At 40.1% G+C, this 18,944-nt stretch carries 13 protein-coding genes; 11 read left to right on the forward strand and 2 right to left on the reverse strand.

Annotated elements, in window-relative coordinates:
• Positions 1-8 precede the first annotated feature (8 nt).
• Entirely contained in the window at positions 9-1,079 is a 1,071-nt protein-coding gene (locus F8B77_RS07645) for a LacI family DNA-binding transcriptional regulator (protein WP_151654862.1), read from the reverse strand.
• A gap of 247 nt (positions 1,080-1,326) precedes the next feature.
• On the opposite strand from F8B77_RS07645, the gene F8B77_RS07650 reads away from it, so the two are divergent.
• From F8B77_RS07650 to F8B77_RS07680, 7 genes are all read left to right on the forward strand, one after another.
• On the forward strand, positions 1,327-3,429 hold the full coding sequence (locus F8B77_RS07650) for an alpha-galactosidase (protein WP_151654863.1): 2,103 nt from the start codon (positions 1,327-1,329) through the stop codon (positions 3,427-3,429).
• 72 nt (positions 3,430-3,501) lie between these two features.
• Positions 3,502-5,202, forward strand: a complete 1,701-nt coding sequence (locus tag F8B77_RS07655) for a solute:sodium symporter family transporter (protein WP_151654864.1) — start codon at positions 3,502-3,504, stop codon at positions 5,200-5,202.
• Between the two features lie 408 nt (positions 5,203-5,610).
• The gene (gene galE, locus F8B77_RS07660; RefSeq protein WP_151654865.1) at positions 5,611-6,621 is read left to right on the forward strand and encodes a UDP-glucose 4-epimerase GalE; all 1,011 of its coding nucleotides are present in this window, start codon (positions 5,611-5,613) and stop codon (positions 6,619-6,621) included.
• Positions 6,622-6,721: 100 nt separating this feature from the next.
• On the forward strand, positions 6,722-7,771 hold the full coding sequence (locus F8B77_RS07665; protein WP_151654866.1) for a UDP-glucose--hexose-1-phosphate uridylyltransferase: 1,050 nt from the start codon (positions 6,722-6,724) through the stop codon (positions 7,769-7,771).
• A gap of 160 nt (positions 7,772-7,931) precedes the next feature.
• Positions 7,932-9,092, forward strand: a complete 1,161-nt coding sequence (gene galK / locus F8B77_RS07670) for a galactokinase (RefSeq protein WP_151654867.1) — start codon at positions 7,932-7,934, stop codon at positions 9,090-9,092.
• 9 nt (positions 9,093-9,101) lie between these two features.
• Positions 9,102-10,163, forward strand: a complete 1,062-nt coding sequence (galM, locus tag F8B77_RS07675; RefSeq protein WP_151654868.1) for a galactose-1-epimerase — start codon at positions 9,102-9,104, stop codon at positions 10,161-10,163.
• A 187-nt stretch (positions 10,164-10,350) separates the two neighbouring features.
• Positions 10,351-12,909, forward strand: a complete 2,559-nt coding sequence (locus F8B77_RS07680; RefSeq protein WP_244298234.1) for a sensor histidine kinase — start codon at positions 10,351-10,353, stop codon at positions 12,907-12,909.
• A gap of 71 nt (positions 12,910-12,980) precedes the next feature.
• Here F8B77_RS07680 and F8B77_RS07685 read toward each other — a convergent pair whose 3' ends face one another.
• Complete coding sequence (locus F8B77_RS07685; RefSeq protein ID WP_151654870.1) at positions 12,981-13,994, reverse strand: substrate-binding domain-containing protein; 1,014 nt, start codon at positions 13,992-13,994, stop codon at positions 12,981-12,983.
• Positions 13,995-14,141: 147 nt separating this feature from the next.
• Here F8B77_RS07685 and F8B77_RS07690 point away from each other — a divergent pair, with 147 nt between their 5' ends.
• The 4 genes from F8B77_RS07690 to F8B77_RS07705 all read left to right on the forward strand — a co-directional run bounded on the left by F8B77_RS07690 (position 14,142) and on the right by F8B77_RS07705 (position 18,618).
• The gene (locus tag F8B77_RS07690) at positions 14,142-14,474 is read left to right on the forward strand and encodes a tRNA-binding protein (RefSeq protein WP_151654871.1); all 333 of its coding nucleotides are present in this window, start codon (positions 14,142-14,144) and stop codon (positions 14,472-14,474) included.
• Between the two features lie 179 nt (positions 14,475-14,653).
• Positions 14,654-16,222: a methyl-accepting chemotaxis protein gene (locus F8B77_RS07695; protein ID WP_151654872.1), complete on the forward strand. Its 1,569-nt coding sequence runs from the start codon at positions 14,654-14,656 to the stop codon at positions 16,220-16,222.
• A gap of 214 nt (positions 16,223-16,436) precedes the next feature.
• Positions 16,437-17,945, forward strand: a complete 1,509-nt coding sequence (locus tag F8B77_RS07700; protein WP_151654873.1) for an alanine/glycine:cation symporter family protein — start codon at positions 16,437-16,439, stop codon at positions 17,943-17,945.
• A 136-nt stretch (positions 17,946-18,081) separates the two neighbouring features.
• The gene (locus F8B77_RS07705) at positions 18,082-18,618 is read left to right on the forward strand and encodes a DUF924 family protein (RefSeq protein WP_151654874.1); all 537 of its coding nucleotides are present in this window, start codon (positions 18,082-18,084) and stop codon (positions 18,616-18,618) included.
• Positions 18,619-18,944: the final 326 nt, after the last annotated feature.

Consider the following 18,944-nt stretch of genomic DNA (forward strand, 5'->3'; position numbering starts at 1 on the left):
TGCTCACATTATGCGTCAGGTAGTAAATGTTTAATGTCATTTAATAAACGTACAAGATGGTCTTTTTGATACGTTTGTTTTGTTCTTGGTGCGGTACTTTGGCGTTGAACAAAAGCGACATCAAGATTACGCTGAATAAGATCGTAACTGTCTTGCTCATCGGAACGTAAACCAATAATGACGGCTTCTTTCCCTATTTCAAGAAAGTGCTGTTTTACCGTGGTGAGCGGCGGGTTGAAATAGGCACTGTCATTAATATCATCAAAACCAATAACAGATACTTGAGAAGGCACAGTGAGTCCGAGTTCATTTAGGGCTCTTAAAACGCCTAAAGCCATTTGGTCATTGGCCACGAGCACGGCATCAAAGGTAATTTGGTTTGCGACGGTTTCTCGAACAGCAAGATAACCACTGCTTGCTTGCCAGTTTCCTTCTACAGTATTTACTGGCTGTAATTGGTTTTGTTTTAGAACAGACAACCAAGTTTGGTAACGAGACATGGAGGCGCTTGAGGCTTTGGGCCCCGTAATCAATAAAAACTGTTGATGTTGGGTGTCTAGTAGATGTTGAGTCGCTAATTGAGCCCCTGTTTGATGATCACAACATACATAGTGCACTTGGGTCTCTTCTGGAACGTCAATAAACACAAAATGTAAATGAGGGTATTGCTGAACTAATTGTTCCGCAGCGGTTGCTGTTAACGGGATATTCAAAATAATGCAGGTGGCTTGTTGTGAAATAAGCTCATGTATAGAAGCTTGAATATTTTCTAAGCAGGGAGTGTTTACGACAGAAAAGACAGTACCATAGCCCATATCGTGCGCTTGTAATCGAATACCGTTAGCGATTAAGGCAGCCCCATGGAGTGACATTTCTAGAGTGATTAGGCCGATCACATTTGATTTTGAGCGGCTTAACATTTGAGCGCTTTTGTTGGGGATATACCCAAGTTGTTTAATTGCTTTATTTACTTTTATACGTGTGTTTTCGGAAACATTTATTGACCCATTTGTGACTCGTGATACGGTTTGAGTCGAAACTCCCGCCAATTTAGCAACATCTTTAAAGGTGACTGTCATTTATCTCTTCTTGTTTTCGTTATTATAATAGGAAGATAACACAAGGCTCTCATTAAAGTTGTGCTGTAATTCAAATAATTGTCGTGATAACAAAAAATGTTGTTTTCGAGAACAATAAGATCGAGCGCACATTTGGTCGGTTATTAGTGTCTTTAGGATCACATTAATCGCAGATATAGCTAGAAAAAAGCCATTAAAAGAACACAATGCACCCATAGTTTGTTTACGAAAACAATTTGGAAGTAATATGGATAAGTTGATTCATTTAAGCAGTAAAAATCACAGCATTATTATTAAAGTAGATTTGATCCCTGAGATCATTCACTGGGGCGGTAAAATAAATGAGATTGATAGCGATTTATTGTTTGCGATAGAACGACCAATTTCACAAGCTCGCCTTGATATCGATGTGCCTCTATCTCTTTGTCCTGAACTAGGTCGTGGGCATTTTAATGCTCCGGGTATTGAAGGGCATCGACATGGCTCTGATTGGGCTCCCGTTTTCCATATTGTTGATCAACAAGCGGATGGCCAATCGGTTAAAATTACCTTGCGTGATGAGGTTGCTCAGCTTGAATTGTTGGTTGAACTGCATATTGATCACGATTCAGATGTCGTGAAAAAGCGTATCACTGTTACCAATAAAGGCGAATCAGAGTATTACTTAGGTAAGCTATCTTCAACGCTGCCATTGCCAAATCATGCCAATGAATTAATGACGTTTCACGGTCGTTGGTGTCAAGAGTTTCAAACTCAGCGACAATCTCTTGAACATGGCGGATTTATGCAGCAGAACCGCCGCGGTCGTACGTCTCATGAAAACTTTCCGGGTCTGCTTGTCGGGGAGAATGGCTTTAGCGAGCAATTGGGGCAAGTATGGGGCTTCCACTTAGGTTGGAGTGGAAACCATGAGTTACGTGCAGATGTGCGTAGTGATGGTCGTCGTTTTGTTCAGGCGGGTGAATTACTGTTTTCAGGTGAGTGTATTTTAGGCACAAATGAAACCTATCAATCGCCTTGGTTGTATGGCTGTTATAGCAGCAATGGATTAAATGGCATCTCTGAGCGTTTCCATCATTATGTTCGTCAGCACATTATTTCATTCCCAACGGATAAACCTCGACCTGTACACTTGAATACATGGGAAGGGATTTATTTTGATCATAAACCAGAATACATCATGCAAATGGCAACAGAAGCCGCTGAGATGGGCGTTGAGCGTTTTATTATAGATGATGGCTGGTTTGTTGGTCGTCATGATGATAAAGCCGCGTTAGGGGATTGGTATTTAGACGAAGAGAAATACCCAGAAGGCCTAGAACCTGTGATTGCTCATGTCAATGATAAAGGTATGGAGTTTGGTCTATGGGTTGAGCCAGAAATGGTCAGCAAAGATTCTAATTTATATCGTAATCACCCTGAATGGATGCTTGGTTTAGAAGGGTATCATCAACCTTCTGGTCGTTGGCAGCATGTGTTGGATTTACAGAACCCTGAGTGTTTCCAATACTTATTTGACCGTTTAAATGACTTATTAACACGCTATAACATCACCTATTTAAAATGGGATATGAACCGTGAATTAGTTCAGCCTGGTCACCATGGTCGCCCTGCTGTTCATGGTCAAACTAAGGCGCTTTATGCGTTAGTCGATCAATTATTATCACAGCACCCAAGCGTTGAAATCGAATCATGCTCTTCAGGTGGTGGTCGTATTGATTTTGAAATATTAAAGCGTACCCACCGTTTTTGGGCATCGGATTGTAATGACGCGTTAGAGCGACAAACGATCCAACGTGGCATGAGTTATTTCTTCCCACCAGAGGTTATGGGGGCACACATTGGCCCAGCGGAATGCCACTCAACCAATCGTCAGCATCACATTAATCTGCGTGGTGTAACAGCATTGAGTGGGCACATGGGCGTAGAGCTTGACCCAGTAAAAGAGTCTACTGAAGAGAAAGCCGCATTTTCTCACTATATTGCACTGCATAAAAAATACCGTCATTTACTGCATTCAGGCCGTAGTTTCCGTATGGATGTTGCTGATAAGAATCAATACGTTTATGGCGTTCAAGGTGAAGATGAAACCATTGTTACGGTATGCCAATTAGCGATGCCTAGCTATGCATTACCATCACCACTTCGAATGACTTGTGTTGATGCAAATGCAAAATATGCAGTCAAATTAGTTGAAATGCCAAAAGCCAGCTTTCAATTAATGAAACAAGCACCAAAATGGTTAGATCAAACATTAACGCTAACGGGTAATAACTTACAAGAAATCGGTTTGATATTACCAATCCTTGATCCTGAATCTGCGCTTATTGTTTCGTTAAAGAAAATATAAGCGAGAACCATACATAATGAGTGGCTGCATTGGCTGTCACTTATTAATACTATGAACTAAGGAAGCAAAAAAATGTCCATCACAGTATTTCTATCATTTCTTCTCTTTACCGGTTTTGTTGGGTTTTATACCTATAACAAAGTAAAAAACACGCAAAATAACTCACAAGACGGATATTTCTTAGGCGGGCGAAGTTTAACTGGTGGGTTAATTGCCAGTTCGCTAATCTTAACTAATTTAAGTGCAACCAGTTTTGTGGGCATGAGTGCTCAAGCATATACGCATAACATGAGTGTTATGGGCTGGGAAGTAGCGTCAGGCGTCACGCTTGTCATTATCGCTTTATTGTTGGTTCCGCGTTATTTAAAGCAAGGGATCACCACCATTCCTGATTTCTTAGAAAGCCGTTATGACATGTCGGTAAAGAAATTTGTTACGTTATTATTCTTGTGCCAGTATGTGATTAATATTCTGCCTACCACCTTATATGCGGGTGCAGTAGTGCTGGGTGAAATCTTTGATGTTCAAGGTTTATTGGGCGTATCTGAATTTACAGCGATTGCGATCATTTCTACAACTATAGGCTTATTAGGCTTCTTCTATGCTATTTATGGTGGTTTAAAAGCAGTAGTAATTGCAGATACCATTAACGGTATTGGTTTGATCATTGGTGGTTTGATGATACCTGTTTTTGGGTTAATGGTATTGGGTGATGGCAGCTTTATGTCAGGCTTGGATACGATTTTAACGGCAGCACCAGAGAAACTTCAATCAGTAGGTAAACCAAGCGATCCGCTACCATTTTCTACGCTATTTACGGGTCTATTATTGGTGAACTTATATTATTGGGGTACAGACCAATCGATCATTCAACGTGCGTTAGGTGCGAAGAACTTAAAAGAAGGGCAAAAAGGCGTAATCATGGCGGGGGCAATCAAAGTTATTTCACCGCTATTTCTGATTATCCCAGGAATTATTGCTTATCATATGTTTGGTGCGGAAGCGGGCAACCCAGATACGATGTACACCCGTTTAGTGAATGAAGTATTACCAAAGCCTTTGGTTGGTTTCTTTGTTGCTGTTATGTTCGGTGCCATTTTAAGTACGTTTAATGGTGTATTAAATAGCTCGACAACGTTATTCGCACTTAATGTATATAAGCCTCTTTTTGGTAAAAATGCAACGGATGAAGAGTTAGTCGGTAAAGGTCGTATTTTTGGTGTGTTTATTGCCATTATTTCAGTATGTATCTCACCGTTTATTATGTTTGCACCAGAAGGGCTATTCCAATACTTACAAATGGTTGCTGGCTTCTTTAGTGTTCCTATTTTTACTATTGTATTTGTTGGTTATATTTCAAAGCGTGTACCAGCCATTGCAGCAAAAGTCGCCTTGGTGGTGTTTGTAAGCTCTTATGCGGCAATGCAACTCATCTTTAAAACACCGATTCATTTCTTACATCAATTGGCGATTTTGTTTGTTGTATGTACGGCATTGATGTTCTTGATTGGTATGTTTATGCCGCGTGATACTGATTATATTATGCCTGTGAATGAAAGTATGGACATCACACCGTGGGAATTTAGATTTGAAGCATCTGCTATTGTGCTTTATATGGTTCTGGGTGCGTACATTATGTTCTCGAACGTGGGCTTTATTTCGGATGATCCTTTCTTTATGCAAGTATATGGCGTATGTGGTTTGGTGATGTTTGTTGGTATCTTTGGCCGCATATTTAAGCAACGTAAGAAAGTGGCATTGCAAGCAGAGTAACTTAATTCTCACACGACGGTATTTCCCCTAAATATCGTACTCCTAAGTTAAAGAGGCCCTAAGCAATTACGGCTTCTTTTTTTGTGTATTGGTTTTAGATATGCCAGCGCTAAGTTATACCAATCGTAGTAAATAACTGATCATCCTAGCTAGTTAAAATGCTCGATAACTGCGTTAAAATTTTTGATTGTAGAATAACTACTTATCGAAAAACTTTGCCTTGTTCTCAAGCATTTTTCCTTCGCTATTATTGCTCATTTACTTACTGTGATTGGTATTACTTGAATTGTAAATATAAACGACGATTGAAAATTAGTGTAAACGTTTACATTATTTGAAAGTGATCACGATATCACTTTAAATTCACTGATAAACTGCCTGAAAATTCAGTAGGAAGAAGAGTTAATCATGAAAGTATTAGTAACAGGTGGAATGGGCTATATCGGTAGCCACACATGTATTCAAATGATTGAAGCAGGCATTGAACCTATCATTTTGGATAACTTGGGAAACAGCAAAGTCGCAGTGCTTGATCGTATCGAAGCGTTAACTCAAGTTCGTCCTGTCTTTTATCAGGGAGACATTCGTGATGAAGCCTTTTTAGATAGTATTTTTGCTGAACACACTATTTCATCTGTGATCCACTTTGCGGGATTAAAAGCCGTCGGTGAGTCTGTTGCTAAACCTCTAGAGTATTACGACAACAACGTTAACGGCTCATTGGTTTTAGCTCGTTCAATGCGAAAAGTGAATGTAAAAAGCATCGTATTTAGCTCATCGGCAACCGTCTATGGCGATCCTGCTATTGTTCCTATTACTGAGAACTCACCAACTGGCGCAACCACAAATCCTTATGGTCGCAGTAAATACATGGTTGAAGAGTGTTTCTCTGATCTGTTTGATGCAGAGAACGATTGGAGCATTACTTTACTTCGTTATTTCAACCCAGTCGGCGCGCATCCATCAGGCACTATGGGGGAAGATCCTCAAGGCATTCCAAATAATTTAATGCCATTTATCGCACAAGTTGCTGTTGGCCGTCGTGAATCACTGTCTGTATTTGGTAATGATTACCCAACACCAGATGGCACAGGCGTTCGTGATTACATTCATGTGATGGATTTAGCGGATGGGCACATTGCCGCATTAAAAGCAGTAGGTGAAAAATCAGGCCTTCATATTTACAACTTAGGCACTGGTAAAGGCTCAAGTGTTTTAGAAATGGTTGAGGCGTTTGCAGAAGCTTCAGGAAAGCCGGTTCCTTATACCTTGTGTCCACGTCGTGCGGGTGACATTGCTGAATGCTGGGCAAGCACAGAAAAAGCAGAGAAAGAATTAGGCTGGAAAGCGACTCGCAATGTAATGGAAATGAGTGCGGATACATGGCGCTGGCAGTCGAATAATCCTGAAGGTTATTAAAAGAGCTAAGGTTTCAGGTTTCAGGCTTCAGGGAGGAGATTTATAAGATAGCCCTTCCTTGAATTAGCTAATCACTTTTAAAGAATTGAGTATAAAAATTATGTCAAATGTTGAGTTTAACCCAGTAGATCATCCGCATCGCCGTTATAACCCATTAACGGGTCAGTGGATTTTAGTGTCACCACATCGTGCGAAACGTCCGTGGAGTGGTCAAGATGAAAAACCATCAACGGCTGAATTACCACAATACGACAAAGGCTGTTTCTTATGCCCAACCAATGACCGTATCTCTGGTGATACCAACCCAAACTATAAAGGCACTTACGTATTCAGTAATGACTTTGCCGCACTAATGACGGATTCACCAGAAGCGCCACAATCGTCTAATCCGCTATTTAAAACACAAGGGGTTCGAGGATTAAGCCGAGTGATTTGCTTCTCGCCAGATCACAGCAAAACTTTGCCTGAATTACCTGTAGGTCAAATTCGTAATGTGATTGATACATGGAATGATCAAATTGAAGAGTTAGGAAAAGAGTACGTTTGGGTACAAGCATTTGAGAATAAAGGCGAGACAATGGGGTGTTCTCAACCGCACCCACACGGTCAAATCTGGGCAAACAGCTTCCTACCCAATGAGATTGAGCGCAAAGAAAAACATCTTAAAGAGTATTACCAAGAACACGGTTCAAACTTGTTGGTTGATTATGTTGAATCAGAACTAAAAGATGGAGAACGTACGGTAGTAGAAACGGAACATTGGATTGCAGTTGTCCCTTATTGGGCTGCATGGCCGTTTGAAACCATGCTACTACCAAAAACACACATTCGTCGCATGAGTGAATTAACGGACGAGCAACGTGATGATTTGGCGTTAGCAATCAAAAAACTAACCAGCCGTTACGACAACTTGTTCCAGTGTTCATTCCCATACTCAATGGGTTGGCATTATGCGCCTTTCTTTGAAGAGGGCACTGATATTGAACATTGGCAATTACACGCACTGTTTTATCCGCCACTGCTTCGTTCTGCATCGGTTCGTAAATTCATGGTGGGTTATGAAATGTTAGCCGAAAGCCAACGAGATTTAACCGCAGAGCAAGCCGCGCAAAAACTGCGTGATGTGAGCGATGTGCATTATAAAGATTAAAAGCAGGGCGCTTTGCTTAAGGACGCTTCGCTAAAGGATTCAGGGGTATTTGTTGTGACTATGGTGGTTTAATGAATGTAAGCCTGAAACCAGCAAGGGAGCTTGCGACCGACCTGAAACCTAAAGATAGAATTCCCTACAAAATTTTGAGAACAAGATTATGACAAACTTAATTAAAAACGTAAAAGACGCATTCAATTCAGTACTTTCTTACGCTCCAACACATATTGTTCAAGCGCCGGGCCGTGTGAACTTAATTGGTGAACACACTGATTACAACGACGGTTTCGTATTGCCTTGTGCGATTAATTACCAAACCGTAGTGGCAGCTGCAAAGCGTGATGACAATATCGTTCGTGTCGTATCGGTAGATTATGGTAATGAAACCGACGAGTTTGATATTACTCAAGAGATCACATTCCAAGAAAATAAAATGTGGTCGAACTACATTCGTGGCGTGGTGAAGTGTTTAATTGGTCGTGGTTTTGAATTCAAAGGGGCAGATATTTCCGTCTCGGGTAACGTTCCTCAAGGTGCAGGTCTTAGCTCATCAGCCGCATTAGAAGTGGTTATCGGACAAACCTTCAAAGAGCTGTATAGCTTAAACATCAGCCAAGCAGAAATCGCACTAAATGGTCAACAAGCAGAGAACGAATTTGTTGGTTGTAACTGCGGCATTATGGATCAAATGGTCTCAGCGGAAGGTAACGAAAACCACGCAATGTTACTTGATTGTCGCTCACTAGAAACCACAGCGGTATCAATGCCAGAAAACATGTCAGTAGTGATTATTAACTCAAACAAAAAACGTGGTTTAGTTGATTCAGAATACAACACTCGCCGCGAGCAATGTGAAGAAGCCGCACGCATCTTTGGTGTAAAAGCACTGCGTGATGTAAGCATTGAAGAGTTCAACGCAAAAGCACATGAATTGGATGAAATGGTCGCAAAACGTGCGCGTCACGTGATTACAGAAAATGATCGTACCGAAGAAGCGGCAAAAGTGTTAGCGTCAGGGGATATGAAACGCATGGCTGTTCTTATGGCTGAATCTCATGCCTCAATGCGTGATGATTTTGAAATCACAGTAAACGAAGTCGATACCTTAGTTGATATCGTTAAAAACGTGATTGGTACAGAAGGCGGCGTTCGTATGACAGGTGGTGGTTTTGGTGGCTGTATCGTGGCTTTGGTTCCGCCAGTATTAGTGGACGAAGTTAAAGCAGCGGTTGAAGAGCTATACGAAACCGCAACAGGCCTAAAAGCATCAATTTATGTGTGCCAAGCAAAAAATGGCGCAGGTTTAGTAGAAGTGCTGTAAGGAATACACATGACAGAACAATCAACATTGTTCGAAACCATGACACAGGAGGCGGCCAGCGATGGTCGCCTTGCTCAGTTATTCGAACTCAAAAATGAAAACGGAATGCGCGCTGTGTTTATGGACATCGGCGCAACCTGGTTAAGTTGCAAAGTGCCAGTAAAAGGTAAACTACGTGAAGTCTTGCTGGGTCAGTCAACAATGGCAGGCTTTAAAAAGCAAGCAAGTTATATGGGTGTTACTGTAGGTCGCTATGCCAATCGAATTGCGAATGGTCAGTTTAAAATTGATGGGACTAAATACCAAGTAGATACCAACCAAGCAGGCAATACTTTACACGGTGGTTCAGAAGGGTTTGATAAGCGTCGTTGGTCAGTCGTAAAAGAAACGACAAACAGCATTGAATTTAGCTTAATTTCACCTGATGGCGACCAAGGGTTTCCGGGGGAGCTAACGGTTTCTGTTACCTACCAACTGACTGATGATAATCAAATCGTGATCAGTTATAACGGACAAACGACTAAATCAACCCCGGTTAATTTGACCAATCATGCTTATTTCAATTTACTTGGTGCAGATACTGAACATCTGAGTTTAGATCATATCTTAAGCGTTAACGCCAATGAGTACGTACCAACGACTGACGTAGGCATTCCAAAAGGCGCATGGAAAAAAGTAAAAGACACTAACTTCGATTTCACCGATCCAAAAGTGATCTCACAAGATTTTATGCTAGACAAAGACCAAGATAACGCCAAAGGTTATGACCACTCATTTGTGCTAGATAAAGCGTGTGCAAAAGGGGAGTGTGCAGCAAGCCTAACCTCTCCTGATAGCTTAGTTACAATGCATGTGGTGACCACAAAACCAGCAATACAGCTGTATACTGGAAACTGGTTAGCAGGCACACCAAATCGTATCGATGGTGAGTATCAAGACTATTCAGGCGTGGCATTAGAAACGCAATTCTTGCCAGATGCGCCAAATCACCCTGAATGGCCTCAGCCAAGCACTATTCTGTCACCGAGTGATACCTATCAGCATGAGACTCGATATCAATTTATTGTCTAGATAGCGTGTGGTTAGTAGCATAATAATAGAATCCCTACTAATTCATTGGTTAGGGATTTTTTGTTTTAGAAATTAATGCGGAGTAGATCATAAATTAATATGACTTCTCAGCTAAATCTACCTATGCTGATTATAGTTAATTAATAAATCAAGAAGATAAGTGGCTAGGTTCTGTATGGCGAATAACATGTCTCTCAAGAAAAAAAGCATGCTTGCATTGGGATGCTACGTTTGTTTCTTAATTACTATTATCGGTAGTGTTACTTATTATGTTGTTCAATCTCCTATTCGCGCAAATCTAGAAAACAATCTTGATTTAAGAACTCAGCTTTTATCACGAGAAATCGATGCTCCCCTGAATCATTCCCTTTCTACATTGCATGCGTTGGTAGGTGTTGCTGTTAGTGGCAATACGCCAGAGAACATTCAAAACATGCTTTCTTCCGTTCTCAAAGAAAGCGATGACATTATTATTAGTGGTGGTATATGGCCAGAGCCAAACACTTTTATCCCATCTAAGACTCTCGCTAGTTTGTTTTTCTCTCGTGATGAAGAGGGCAAAATTGCACTGATCAATGATTACAACATTCCAAGTGAAGCGCCTTATCAAAACGAGTCTTGGTATGTCTCTGTAGCCCATGAAAATAGCACTAATCATATTTCATGGTCTGATGTTTATATTGACCCCTTCACGAAACAAAAAATGATCACCGCTTCTCAACCCTATTTTAATCAAGGGCAGTTCGTTGGGGTGGCAACCATAGACATTTCTTTAAAAGGGCTAATCAGTGTCATTGAAGCGCAAGCAGAAAAGAATAAATTAGGCATCGTCATTAACAATGGCGACACCATGATTGCGGATTATAAGTTTAATGTACAAGAAGACATGTATGTTGTGACGCATCAGATGGAAGCCTTTAACTGGCAGATAAAAGTAATTAATTCTTATCGCACCGTGTCAGATGAAATCTACGCTCAAATTATCAATATAGAATTAGGGATAGTTCCTATTTTATTATTGTGTGTAATTATAGCTTATTACTTTATTAACCGAAGTTTGATTAATCCTATCGTATTGATTTCAAAACAAATTGATGAGAGTGCGTCTAACAGAAAAATAGACATCAATTACGAATACAATGACGAGATAGGGTATTTGATCTCGTCATTTAATAAGAAAACAGAATCTCTTGAAATCGAGAAAGTTAAAGCGGAATCATCCACTAAAGCCAAAAGCTCTTTCTTAGCGAACATGTCCCATGAGATCCGAACACCGCTAAACGGCATCATAGGTATGTCTGATATTTTAGCCGAAACAGATCTAAACCCAGTTCAATCCGAATATTTGAGTACCATAGAAACGTCTTCTCAGGCGTTGCTCTTACTTATCAATGACATTCTTGATTTATCTAAAATAGAATCAGGTAATCTTGTGTTAGTACCACAGCAATCTCATGTAGCAGAAGTTGCTTACGACACATTAACCGTCGTATTAAGTAAAGCCTCTGATAAAGGGCTGGCTTTGCAAATAGAACTGGCCCCAAACCTTCCAGATACGGTAATGCTAGATGAGCACCGCTTACGCCAAGTATTGATGAATCTAATGTCTAATGCCGTTAAGTTTACTCAAAATGGGGCGGTTATTTTATCAATCAATTATGAAGAAGAAACGAAGACTAGAGGTAAATTACTCTTCTCGGTAAAAGATACTGGCATCGGTATTCATAAAGATAAACTCCAGCAGATATTTGAACCATTTACTCAAGAAGATAGCTCAATTACTCGTCAGTTTGGTGGTACCGGGCTAGGGCTTGCAATTTGCCACCAGTTAGTGAAATTACTTGGCGGTGAGATTAAGGTAGATTCACAAAAAGACTTTGGTAGTAAATTTTATTTTATGCTGGATGTTGACGTGCTGGGATCAGCCGCGTCAAAAGTTACTAAATACAACGGAACTCAGTGTTTAATCATTAGCAACAATAAAGCGTATGCGTCTCAATTAAATACGGAATGTAATCAGCTAGGCCTGTCGACGACAATACGTGAGAATAGCGATGAGCTTGAATCTCAAGCATTAAATTATGATGTGATCATATATTGTCAGCACTCATTGGTTCTAACGCATAATGATATCAATAGAATTAATGCCTTATCTCAGAAACCGGGATTGGTTATTTGTCGAAAACACGGAGATGAAAAAGCCGATTTTAATCATACTATTGATGGGCTCGTGATTTACCCTCTGTTAGGTAATCGTTTCTGTAATGCAATAAATCAGGCTCTAAAATCAAATAAGAACAAGCATGAAGCGGTATTACCTCTCGACTCCCCTGATGATGTGCCTATGAGCACTCAAGAGGAAAATGCAGAAACCAAAACCATTCTGATTGTTGAAGATAATTTAGTGAATCAAAAAGTGGCTTCTTTGCTATTAAAAAAAGAAGGGTTTAATGTCGATTTAGCTAATGATGGTCAAGAAGCTGTCAATATGGTGACAGCGAAAACCACAGTATATTCATTGATTTTGATGGATTGTATGATGCCAGTGATGGATGGGTTTGCTGCAACAGAAGCAATAAGAGCATGGGAGCAAGATCAAATGGCTACACGTTTGCCAATCATAGCTTTAACTGCGAGTGTTTTTGTTGAAGATATCGATAAGTGTTATCAATCAGGTATGGATGACTATGTGGCAAAACCGTTTAAGAAAGAGTTGATGCGAGAAAAATTGGAAGCGTACACATAAGCAACTTACTGCGATGAAACACGCTTAAGCAATCAGCGTTAGGCAGTAAGTTTATTGGGAAGGGAGTGAGATTAAGAATCTGGACTCTCTTGCTTTATTACCGATGAACGCTCGATTAAAGAGGCTTGGAAAATCGTACCTTTTGTGACGCTTGAATTACCAGCAACTAATGCTAATGAAAGTTCTGCTGCTTGTTTTGCCATGGTTTGGATAGGGTAATCAATTGTACTGAGCTTTGGATGTAAATATTTAGCAATTAAACCATTATCAAACCCCATTAAAGAGATGTCTTTAGGAACCGCAATCTCTTGTTTCTCAAGCGCAGATAACGCCCCTGCGGCCATATAATCGTTATAACAAACCACCGCCGTGATAGGTAAATTACGAGATAATAGGTCAATCATTGCTTGCTCACCACCTTCATCCGTTGGCTGTGCTTCGGCGTAATACTCTTCATCAAAATTGATCCCATGAGCGTGCAATGCTTGCTGGTAGCCGGCTTTACGGTGATGGCTATCATCAATATCATGTTCAGAATTAATGTAAGCAACTTTCGTATGACCCTGAATTATCAAATGCTCTGTCGCTAAGTTTGCACCGTGTTGGTTATCTAATGAGATACAGCGATCGGCTATTTCAGGGATATGGCGATTAATAATAACCAGCCCTGGGACCTCTTTCGCAAATTGCAGCAGCTCTTTATTGCTTAACCCTTTTGAGTGGATCACCAGAGACTCACAACGGTTATTAATTAAAAGATCGATGGCTTCTTTCTCAGTGGTAGCATCGTGATAGCCGTTGCCAATCAGTAAGTGTTTTTGATGCGCTTGAGCAACGGTATCAACCGCTTTAAGCAGTGATCCAAAAAAGGGATCCGACACATCACCCACCATTACGCCAATCGTATTGGTACTCTTACTGACCAATGCTCGAGCGTTCGCATTTGGGCGATATCCCAGTTTTTGCATCGCCGCATTAACTGATTCGATAGCTACTGTGCTTGCTTTTGGTGATTTATTTACCACTCTAGAAACCGTGGCAACCGATACCCCTGCTTCTTTTGCAACGTCTTTAATGGTTGCCATAATAAGTTCAATCCTGTGATGTGGTCGAGATAAAATAGTTGATCGAGTTAAAATTTTAGTAAATATTTAATTGCTGTTTACTTGTTCTATAGCGTATTGTTGACAATGTAAACGTTAACACTAACTTAGAGCTAAGGATAAAGTAAAATGGAAACAATTGCATACGGTGATTTCGCAAAATTAGATATTCGTGTTGGTAAAATCACAGAAGTTAAACGCCATGAAAATGCAGACAAACTTTACATTGTTCAAATCAATGTAGGAGAGCAGAGCCTTCAAACCGTTACGAGTCTTGTTCCTTATTACACTGAAGATGAGCTTTTGGGTAAGCAAGTAGTTGTGCTGTGTAACTTAGCAAAAGCAAAAATGCGCGGTGAAACCTCAGAATGCATGTTGCTGTGTGCAGAAACAGAAGATGAAAGCGAAAGCGTATTATTGACACCAGAGCGCTTGATGCCAGCTGGAGTTAAAATCGTCTAATTGGTTTAATGACCAAATATATAAGCCAAGTTTATTCCCCCCAATAAGCTTGGTTTTTTATGAATGGAAATTTAATCAATTGAAATACCATATAGAATACAAGATAAAAAGTGGATTAATTGACTATACTTTACTATGTTAGTTAATGGTTACTTAATAATATTAAAAGTTGGTTATATATGGATTTTAAAAATAGTTCTTCAAAGGAAGTGAGATACCCACAAAGTTATAATTTACTCTCTGTCACCAAACCGAGCAGCCACATCACTTACGCTAGCAAAGAGTTTTGTGAAGTGGCAGGTTATACTCAAGAAGAGCTGGTAGGGAAGCCTCATAATATGGTAAGACACCCTGACATGCCTAAAGCAGCATTTGCCAATATGTGGGGATACTTACAAAGTAATAATTCATGGATGGGAATGGTAAAAAATCGTTGTGCTAATGGCGATTATTATTGGGTTGATGCGTTTGTTTCACCAATTTCAGAGAACGGACAAGTCATTGAGTATCAATCTGTTCGAACTTGTCCTAAAAGAGATTATGTTGATAATGCAGAAAAGATATACGCTCAACTGAATGTAGGAAAAACACCTCTTAAACTAAAGTTACCTAGAACCCGTTTGTGGCAACGAGCTACTATTGCTCTTATTATTCCCGCTTTTTTTGCTTTTGGCCTTGAGCAATTTGTTCCGAATGCCGGCGTCCCATCACTATTCCTTTTGGCAATAACCTCTTTTTATATGATGACCCGCCGATTAGAGGCGTTAAGTAAAGATGCTCGTGAGATTTTCAATAACCCATTAATGGAGCTTGTTTATAATAAAAAGGTTGATGATATTTCAGAAATAGCGCTTGCGATGAAAATGTGTCACTCAGAAACTAACGCGGTTTCCGGGCGTATTCAAGACTCAAATGAACAAGTAACTGCGGCAATGGAAGAGTCTTTCCAAAATCTGGATACTATGTCAACTCAGCTTGATTCGCAATCGATGGAAGTAGAGCAAGTTGCCGCTGCCATTAACGAAATGCATTCAACAGCGCATGAAGTAGCAAGAAATGCACAGAATACCGCATCAACAACTGATGAAGCGAAAGTTGCTGCGCAAGAGGGGATGGCAGCAGTAAAATCTACATTACATGCCGTTGATGTACTAGCCAATCAGTTAGATGAAACGTCAGTATCTGTTAGAGAGCTTGAAGTCAACACTAATACCATTGAAAGCGTACTCACCATAATACAAGGTGTGGCAGAGCAGACTAACTTGTTAGCCCTTAATGCTGCAATTGAAGCTGCACGAGCAGGTGAGCAAGGGCGAGGTTTTGCAGTGGTAGCAGACGAAGTTCGTCAACTTGCACAGAAAAGTCACGATTCAACCACAGAGATTCAAACCGTTATTAATTTAATTCGTACAGGAACACATATCGTAGTGGAATCGATGAGAGAAGGAGAAAATCTTTCGGCGGATTGCATTGAGAGTGCAAAAACCTCAGCTGATAAATTAGAACAGCTGTTAACTGAAATTACCGATATATCTGATCAAAACTCTCAAATAGCCACGGCAGTTGAAGAGATGAGCAATGTATCAGAAGACATGAATAATAACGTTCAATCTATTAGCCAATCGACTCAAGAATTATCAGCATCAACGACGTCTTTAGTTCAAGAGAGTCAGGCTGACAATGGAGGCTTGATGGATAATTTACTTTCTCAAAGTAAGTTAGCAGAGCAGTTTAGACATACTGGGTAATAGAACAAAATATAGATTTTTGAATATCAGCACAAAGTATTGTTATTTTTAATCTTATTGGTGCTTTATATTGCACATATCAATATAATTTGAAATGTAGTGCTTTGTTTCACACTTTTCTATCTTTTAGAAAGGTTGTTGTTAACTTGTTGTTATGCCTTGATGTATGGTTGGTTAAGTAAAAAATCAGTCCATAAATCAAAAAGGATTTTATATGCAAGATATCGTTGATTTTCTCAATGGCATAATTTGGAGCCCAGTATTGATTTATCTCTGCTTGGGCTCTGGTTTGTTTTATTCTATACAAACTCGATTTGTGCAAGTTCGCCACTTTAAAGAAATGTGTCGCTTGCTGGTATCAAACAAAGAATCAAGCAAAGGGATTAGCTCATTCCAAGCGTTAGCAGTATCACTGTCTGGTCGTGTCGGTACGGGTAACATTGCTGGGGTTGCGGCAGCCATTGGTTTTGGTGGTCCTGGAGCCATATTTTGGATGTGGTTAGTTGCCTTTTTAGGCGCAGCAACGGCATATGCTGAGTCCACTTTAGCGCAAATCTATAAAGAAGAAGACGAAGGTCAGTTTCGTGGTGGTCCGGCTTATTACATTGAAAAAGCAATGGGTCAAAAATGGTACGCGTGGCTCTTTGCTATTGCGACTATCTTTGCTTGCGGTGTGTTACTTCCGGGTGTGCAATCTAATAGTATTGGAAATGCAGTAGAAACGGCATTTGGTACTGGTGGCATGATTGATACAGGTCTAGGCGTATTTAGTTTTGCGAAGATCTTAACGGGTTCAGTTATTTCTATCATACTTGGTTTTATCATCTTTGGTGGTGTAAAACGAATTGCTCACTTTACTCAAATTGTGGTGCCGTTTATGGCATTGGCATACATCATTCTTGCATTCGTTATAATCCTACTTAACATCTCACAAGTACCAACTATTTTTGCTATGATAATCGGTGATGCGTTCACACCAATGGCAGGCTTTGGTGCTGCAATTGGTTGGGGTGTAAAGCGTGGTGTTTACTCAAACGAAGCGGGTCAAGGTACGGGGCCTCATGCCGCGGCAGCAGCAAGTGTTGATCACCCAGCACAACAAGGTTTAGTTCAATCGTTCTCTATCTACATTGATACGTTACTGGTTTGTTCTGCTACCGCGTTTATGATCCTTATCACAGGTGCTTATAACGTTCACGGCAGTGGTGAAGAGGTATTCTTAGTACAGAACCTTGCAGCAACCGTTGGCGCGAATGGTCCAATGTTTACGCAAATGGCGATTGAAAGTACACTGCCGGGCATTGGTAAAATCTTCATTGCTTTTGCACTGTTCTTCTTTGCTTTTACTACTATTCTTGCTTACTACTACATTGCAGAAACAAACATTGCCTATATCCGTCGAACTCTAAAAATCGATGGCATGATGTTTATTCTTAAAGTGGTTCTAATGTCAGCGGTGTTCTACGGTACCATTAAAACCGCGAACCTTGCATGGGCAATGGGTGATGTTGGTGTTGGCTTAATGGCGTGGTTAAACATTGTCGGTATTTTGATCATCTTCTTTATGTCTAAGCCAGCACTAAAAGCGCTAAAAGATTATGAAGATCAGCAAAAACGCGGTGTCACCAACTACACGTTTGACCCAGTAAAATTGGGCATTAAAGGGGCAACGTATTGGGAAGGCAAGCTAGAGAGAAACAAAAATAAATCAAAAGAGAAGTAATCATCTAGTTTGATAACCAATAAAATAACGCCATCCTTTGTGATGGCGTTTTTTATAGATATAGAGGGTGCAAATTATATAGATCTGAATTACGTGCTATGTTGATATACAAGTATGAGCATAAAAGGAGAATAATATGTATCAAGAAGTCATCAGTTTCTGGTTTAACGAGCTCGAACCACCGCAGTGGTGGCAAAAAGACGAAGCGTTAGATGCAATCATTAAGGCCCGTTTTAGCTCATTGCATCAACAAGCAAAAGCAGGTGAACTTTCTGAATGGCGTACAACGGCATTGGGAAGTCTTGCTGAAATTATCCTGATTGATCAGTTCTCTCGTAATATTTATCGTGATACGCCTGACTCATTTTCAAATGATCCTCTCGGTTTGGCGCTTGCCCAATTTGCGATATCAAAAGGCTTTGATGCTGAGTTATCTCAAACTGAGCGTGGTTTTATGTATCTACCATTTATGCACAGTGAATCTCGGGCGATTCATGTTGAGGCGGTAAAGTTATATGAAAAGCTCGGTAATCCATACAACTTAGAGTTTGAGCATAAACATAAAGAGATAATTGATCGTTTTGGCCGCTACCCACATCGCAATGCTATTTTGGGGCGAGCATCAACCGATGAAGAAATTGAGTTTTTACAACAACCAAACTCTAGCTTTTAAACCAGTACTATAAACGTTAGTTTGTGCAATCTATGTACTGAGTTAATTACAGAAGTATCAATAAATTAAGCGCTAAGTAGACATAAACTGCTTGGCGTTTTTTTGTTGGATTTATAAAGAAAGTATATCGAAATAAGACAGCGTTCTGGTATGCTGTGTGGCATAGAAATACGAACCACTTTCTGGTTGTTGGCTGTATCTACTTGGTTAATTAAGTAGCTATGATTTATACCAGAGAAAAATAGTTATAAGTAGCTAAGGCATACACATTCCTCAATAATTACTATAAGGGAAATCAAAAATTTTCTTTGGAAGAATTGGCAGAA

The sequence above is a fragment of the Aliivibrio finisterrensis genome, from assembly GCF_008933155.1.
Taxonomy (GTDB): Bacteria; Pseudomonadota; Gammaproteobacteria; order Enterobacterales; family Vibrionaceae; genus Aliivibrio; species Aliivibrio finisterrensis.